The organism is bacterium (assembly GCA_040755795.1).
Taxonomy (GTDB): Bacteria; UBA9089; CG2-30-40-21; order CG2-30-40-21; family SBAY01; genus JBFLXS01.
In genome coordinates this window covers 1-6,196 of sequence record JBFLXS010000237.1, presented here as the reverse complement: position 1 = coordinate 6,196, position 6,196 = coordinate 1, and the positions used below count along the sequence as shown (strand labels likewise).

General features: G+C 39.7%; 6 protein-coding genes. 3 read left to right on the top strand and 3 right to left on the bottom strand.

The features are described from left to right. Positions 1-197: 197 nt before the first annotated feature. From glyA to AB1414_13640, 3 genes are all read left to right on the top strand, one after another. Positions 198-1,478, top strand: coding sequence for a serine hydroxymethyltransferase (gene glyA, locus AB1414_13650; GenBank protein MEW6608466.1), 1,281 nt, complete (start codon positions 198-200; stop codon positions 1,476-1,478). Between the two features lie 486 nt (positions 1,479-1,964). Further along, positions 1,965-2,330 (top strand): hypothetical protein, encoded by a 366-nt coding sequence (locus AB1414_13645; protein ID MEW6608465.1) that lies wholly within the window; start codon positions 1,965-1,967, stop codon positions 2,328-2,330. A 239-nt stretch (positions 2,331-2,569) separates the two neighbouring features. Then, a complete protein-coding gene (locus AB1414_13640) occupies positions 2,570-2,839 on the top strand; it encodes a hypothetical protein (GenBank protein MEW6608464.1) in 270 nt (89 codons plus the stop codon). An 85-nt stretch (positions 2,840-2,924) separates the two neighbouring features. Here AB1414_13640 and AB1414_13635 read toward each other — a convergent pair whose 3' ends face one another. The 3 genes from AB1414_13635 to AB1414_13625 all read right to left on the bottom strand — a co-directional run bounded on the left by AB1414_13635 (position 2,925) and on the right by AB1414_13625 (position 5,728). Next, entirely contained in the window at positions 2,925-3,719 is a 795-nt protein-coding gene (locus tag AB1414_13635) for an AAA family ATPase (protein ID MEW6608463.1), read from the bottom strand. Further along, complete coding sequence (locus AB1414_13630) at positions 3,716-4,939, bottom strand: DDE-type integrase/transposase/recombinase (GenBank protein ID MEW6608462.1); 1,224 nt, start codon at positions 4,937-4,939, stop codon at positions 3,716-3,718. The genes AB1414_13635 and AB1414_13630 overlap by 4 nt, the downstream gene beginning before the upstream one ends. A 276-nt stretch (positions 4,940-5,215) precedes the next feature. After that, positions 5,216-5,728, bottom strand: a complete 513-nt coding sequence (locus AB1414_13625; protein MEW6608461.1) for a hypothetical protein — start codon at positions 5,726-5,728, stop codon at positions 5,216-5,218. Positions 5,729-6,196: the final 468 nt, after the last annotated feature.

Sequence of the window (6,196 nt, the reverse complement as noted above, 5' to 3'; positions counted from 1 at the left end):
TTAATGACCCTCTGGGTTATCTTTTGGGACTCCAAAATGTCAAGAGAAACAAAAAGATGGCAAGAAATGAGGTAACACAATGCCACGCACCGTAAATATAGCCTTAAGTTCTACGCAACGCTCTCATCCCAAATAACTGAAGTATAAAACTTTTTTTCTTGACAAAACATAATAAATTAAAATATAATAATAAGACGATGAAGAAACCATTAGAGAATTTAGAAAAAGTTGACATGGAAATAGCACAACTTATTTACGAGGAGGCGAGAAATGAGGTTTATAATCTCAATATGATTGCCTCTGAAAATATGGTCAGTGAGGCGGTGCTTGAGGCTCAGGGTTGTTTGATGACCAACAAATATGCCGAAGGGTATCCCTATCGAAGATATTATGGTGGGTGTAGTTTTGTTGACCGGGCAGAAGAATTAGCCATATTAAGGGCAAAAGAACTTTTTGGGGCAGAACATATCAATGTTCAACCTCACTCGGGTTCACAGGCAAATATGGCCGTTTATATGGCAATGTTAAAACCAGGTGATAAAATTATGGGTTTGAGCCTTTGTTGTGGCGGACATTTAACTCATGGCAGTAAGGTAAATTTTTCAGGAATTGTCTACAACACGGTTGCTTATAAGGTCAACAAACAAACTCAACTCATTGATTTTGATGAACTTATGAAAATAGCAAAAGAAGAAAAACCAAAGTTGATTGTTTGTGGTGCCAGTGCTTATCCGAGAATTATTGAATTTGATAAGTTTAGAGTCCTTGCTGATAGCATTGGTGCTTATCTTTTAGCAGATATTGCTCATATTGCGGGATTAGTCGCGGCAAAACTCCATCCTGACCCCATTGTGGATTGTGATTTTGTTACAACTACTACTCATAAAACCCTGAAAGGCCCTCGTGGTGGAATGATAATGTGTAAAAAGGAGTATGCGAATTTAATTGATAAAACTATCTTTCCCGGTATTCAGGGAGGACCACTAATGCATATCATTGCGGCTAAGGCAGTTTGTTTTAAAGAGGCATTGAGCCCCGCATTTAAAATGTATCAGCAACAAATTCTCTTAAATGCAAAAACATTAGCAAAAGAGTTAATGAGTCTGGGATTTGACCTTGTCTCTGGTGGAACAGATACCCATCTTCTCCTCATTGACCTTACTTCAAAAGGAATTACAGGTCAACAGGCAGAAAAAGCCTTAGAGCAAGCAGGTATCATTGTTAATAAAAATACCATTCCTTTTGAGACAAAAAGTGCAATGGTAACAAGTGGTATTCGACTTGGAACTCCGTCTTTAACTGCAAGAGGAATGAAAGAAGAACAAATGCGGCAAATAGCCTCATTCATTGCCGAAGTTATCCAGAATATTGGAAAAGAAAATGTAGTTAAAAGTGTCCGAGAAAAAACAATGGAACTTTGCAGTAAGTTTTTAATGTATAAAGAGTTGCTGTCCGCATTCAGGAATCAGTTTTCGTAACCGTTCAGCCTTGTTCATCAGACTGGACAAGGCTCAACGGTTACGGATAAATAATGTTGAGGTAGAATTATTTTATTCCACTTTTTGGGTGATTTTATTGTTGCGTTTCATAGATAAAATAATGTTTGTTAATGGCAAACGAAAATTGACCCACTTTTGACAAAGAAAATTGACCCACCTCCCGGATATAAAGATTGAAATTCGTGTTACAAATATAGTCTAATGCTCTGTCGCTACTCAATTGATATCCTCCCTTGGACTAATCATTACCCACATTTTTTAGTGGACAGATTAGATAGAAATTCCAAATTTCAACGGAACTTCCTCTCAAAAAGGGACTATAAAATGGTAATAACCTTTTAATAATCAAGGGGATAGGCAAGTTTTAGACCTTAAAAGTGTGCATACGAGTATTAATAAATTTTTTTATATTTTTTTAAAAAAATACTTGACAAAATTTAATTAATATGCTATAATGTAATCATTATGTATGTGTCCAGAATCTATCGGGAGCATAATCATAAGAAATACCTGACCGTGCTTATTCAAAAAAGTATCCGCAAAGGGAAAAAGGTTATTCACCAGACCTTAGCCAATATCACCAAATGGCCTGAACATGTGATAGAGGCAATTGAATTTGCCCTTAAAGGTGGGGATGTTAAAAAACTCCAGGAGATAAACGGTTTTATTGAGAAGCAAGGCAAAGCCTATGGTGCTTTAAAGGTTATAGTTGAGATAGCTAAGCGGTTAGGGATTAGGGAAGTATTAGGCAGAGGTAAAACAGGGATACTGACAATGATTGTAATTTTGGTCAATAAATTTCCCTTAAATTTGAGGGATAAATTGGCCTAAGAAATGGGGTTAAGAGGGATGGCAAGTAGGATTAAATAATCCTGAGAGGGAGATATTTAAAGGAATATTTTGGTCTATTTTATTATTTTAGGGATTAAGGTAAGGATGGAGGACCTACCAGAGATGGGTTTCTGACAGATCCTGAGATAAGGTTATGGGATGAGTTATTTTTAAGGTTGTTGGAGATTATCCTGATTTAAGTCAAAGAGACGGATAGAGGAAGCGAGGATATACTCTGGTTGATCAAAGAATGTAGGGATATCCTGAGCAAGGAGCCAATCTTTAATAAAGCAGAGGATATCAGCTATCTTTCGGTGAGGGATAAGAGAGATTTTGTCAGGAGGGTTGATGCTGAAGAAGAAGGAATTAGCATAGGTAGAGGAATTGAATTGGAGTTGATCAAAGAAGAAGATAGAGGGTTCAAGAGGGTATTGTTTAAAGGGAGCAATCCAGTTAAGGAAGAGGGAATTAGAAGGGTTGTCTTTGAGGTAGAAGTCTCTGTGGTCTAAGAGAGCAAAGGAGTGTGAGAGGAGGACAGCCTGGAAGGAAGTTGATGAGAGATTAACGCCGACATACAACATAATTACACCTCCATTAGATTTCCTGACTGGCAGCAAAGACATGCTCTTCGGTTAAGGTTTGAGCCTTGTTTTGGATGCCAGCGGTCATAGTTTTAAGGGCTAAAGAGCCGATGAGACGAGGGATACCAGCGGTATGTTTGAAGATAGCCTCAACAGCTGTGGGAGAGAAGGGGGATTTTGGGCAGCCTTTGATGGAGAGGTGGTGGGAGATATAAGGTTCTATCTCATCCTTCATCAGAGGGATGAGGTGATATCTAAGCTGAATACGCTGATTAAAGGAGTTAAGGATAGAGCGAGCGAGCCTATCGCGGAGATGGGATTGAGCCACTAAGATAAAGAGAGCCGGGTCAGTAGAGTCCATATTGAAGTTAGAAATAATCTGGAGTTGGTAGAAGTTTTCATTTTTAAGGAGATGTGCTTCATCAAGGATGATAACCGGGATTTTTTTGTTATGCAAGAGGAGGTCTTGAATAGAGTTCTGGATAGAGGAGAAGAGGCGGGATTTAAGATGTAGGGGTTCACCACCGAGCATAGAATTGATTTGACGATAGAAGTCGAGGACATTAAGGGTAGAAAGAGGGGCATAGAAGGGCAGATAGGAGAGCTGGGAGAGTTGGTCAACAAAGGCGCGTAAGATAGTAGTTTTACCGGTACCTGGCTCACCTGTAACAAGCATAATCCCGCGATGCTGTTTCATAAAATCGAGGCGAGCGAGGAGTTCCTTAGCAGAAGCAGAGATAAACAACTGGTCAGATTTGATAGATTTGTCAAAGGGCAGGCCAGAGAGGCCATAATAAACCTCAATCATGATTGACTACCTCCTTGAGAGAATTTAATGCTGCCAAAGGGCAGGTTACTATTTTCTATTTGATTAAGCCTGTGGAGTTTAACCTGAGGCTGATCATTTTCATAGATATAAAGGTCAAATGGCTGATCAGAGGGATAGCGGACTTCAACCATAGAGCCGATATATTTAGCTGGGGTTTCAAAGAGGATACCATTAATAGAGACAGTGGCATCATTTTTGACTAAGCGGTGAATAGTTTGATAGAAGATGTGGTCAATATCCTGGGGGTTAATTCTGCGGACAGGATAAGATTTGGAGTCATTAAGGAATTTATCCAGAGGGGGCATTTCGATCCCGTGATGGAATCGCCGGTGATATTGATCGAGCCAGGTAATAAACAACTGATTAAAGCCAGAAAGAGAGTATTTGTTTTCAAGGCAGCAGAGTGGAAGGAAGTTTTGGCGGACGGTTCTAAAGAAGCGTTCTATTTTACCTCTGGAGGGTGAGTCATAAGGTTTAGAATGGATGAGGTGCTGGGAAGAGAATACCTGACCATTATCACAATAGAAGAGTTTGGGCAGACCATAGGTAAGGAGGGCTTGTTTAAAGACGATTTCGAGGGTAGTAGTATTTTCCTTGAGTGACCAATTAGCCCCAACAATCAATCTGGAGTGGTCGTCGATGATAGCGACGAGGAAGATTTTTTGTTTTTTACCATCGATAAGCAGATGGGGACCGTGCAAGAAATCAGCGATCCAGAGATCATTGATGTGAGGTTTTTCGAATTTTTTTCTTGGGGTAGGAGTAGGGGTTTGATTAATGAGCTGATTATCGATGATAAATTTACGGAGAGTAGATTCACAGATTCTGCCTGGGGAGATATAATTCTGGTCGAGCATGAGGCGAAACAAGGCGCTGACAGAGATAGCGAGGTAAGATTCAAGGAGTTGTGAGATAGTTTGGGAGAGGGAGTCTGTAATTTTTCTTGATTTAGAGGCATCATTTCTGGTTTTAGGTTTAAGACCATCAAATCGGAAAAGGCGATAGAGTCTTAACCAGTGTTTAAATGTTTTCCAGGAGAAATGTTTTTGAGTAGAAGAAGGGGGAGTAAAGGATTTTTGAGCCAGGTCTTTAAAATATTTAGTTTGATTTGAGGCAGTTTGATGGATGACTGGGGAGATGAGACCATAGCGGAAGAGTGCAATCTGTTCATTTAGGGATTTAGAATTTTTAATAGCCATAATAGGCACCTCCTTAGGAATTAAGCTGTTGGGGAGAGTATAGCATTATTAGGTTAAGGAGGCAAGTTATCCTGTGTGTATGGATGAATTATTTTTTCAGGGAGGAGGGGATGGGCTAAAATAAGGGTTAAAAAATCCAGGCAAATTAAGGATTAAAGGTAAAAAAACGGCTATTGAGGAAATTGAGGTGGGGTTTAGGGCAGAGTGAGGGCACAATGGGGGTGTATGGTGGAGATAAAGGGTATTTAGCAGATAGAAGTCTTATGCGGTGTAGTTTCAAGCATCAGAGGAGTAGAGGCGTTTTTGGGAAGGAGTACCAAAGAGGAAGTGACGAAGGGGAAGATGGTCATGTTGATAAGAGAAAAAGAAATCGAGGCTGAGTTTGACCGGGAGGGAAGTAAGTAGTTGGAGAGATGAGGGAGAAGGCTGATAATGCTGGATGAGAACAAGCAGGCAAATAATGGGGTTAGGAGAGGATAAATTTTGTAGGAGGAGAGGTTTAAGGTCCGAGTTAGTCATAAGTTTATCCCAGGCAAGGTGAAAGATTTGATTAAAGCGATGGAGTTGTTGATAAGAGAGGTCAATGATGTCATTTTGTCCTTTTGAGCTAATAGCTTCAATAGTTTGAGCCGGGGAGAGGTTTTGCTGATGTTGGCAGTGAAGTGTTTCAACGACTAAGTCTAAATCATGCTTACGGTAAGGGATTAATTGGGCTGGCAGGAGGGAGAAGGTTTTATGTGGATGTTGTAGATGCCCTTTTTTGCGGCAGAGGTAGCGTGCAATAGGCAAGTTGAGATAGGTTTTAAAGTCAATGACGAGGCATTTTCGGTAATAAAAACCGATGCGGACAGCACAATTTATGCCGTGACAGATTGGACATTGGTCAGAGTAAGAAGGAAAGGGAAAGAATCTTTCTTTACCTGGCCAATATAAGCATCGATATCCTGGATAAAAAATGGAATTTGCATCGTCAATCTCCGGGGAGGTGTTTATAGGGATTAAATAATCCTTGTAAATTTTTGTAATCTCTATTTTAGCACCTTTCCCCGGATTTGTCCAAAATAATTCTTAAATTTTTTAATAAATTAGACAGAAAGATTGTTAAAGATTACACAACACACAACACACAGGGAAAGCGAATGAAGAGGTTGGGTAAGAAACCTCGTAAAGATAGGAAGACAAGGTTTGAAGGGATAGCTTGTGCTGAATGTGAATTGAGAGGATTTTGTACTACTGTAACTTACCGAACAGTAGAGA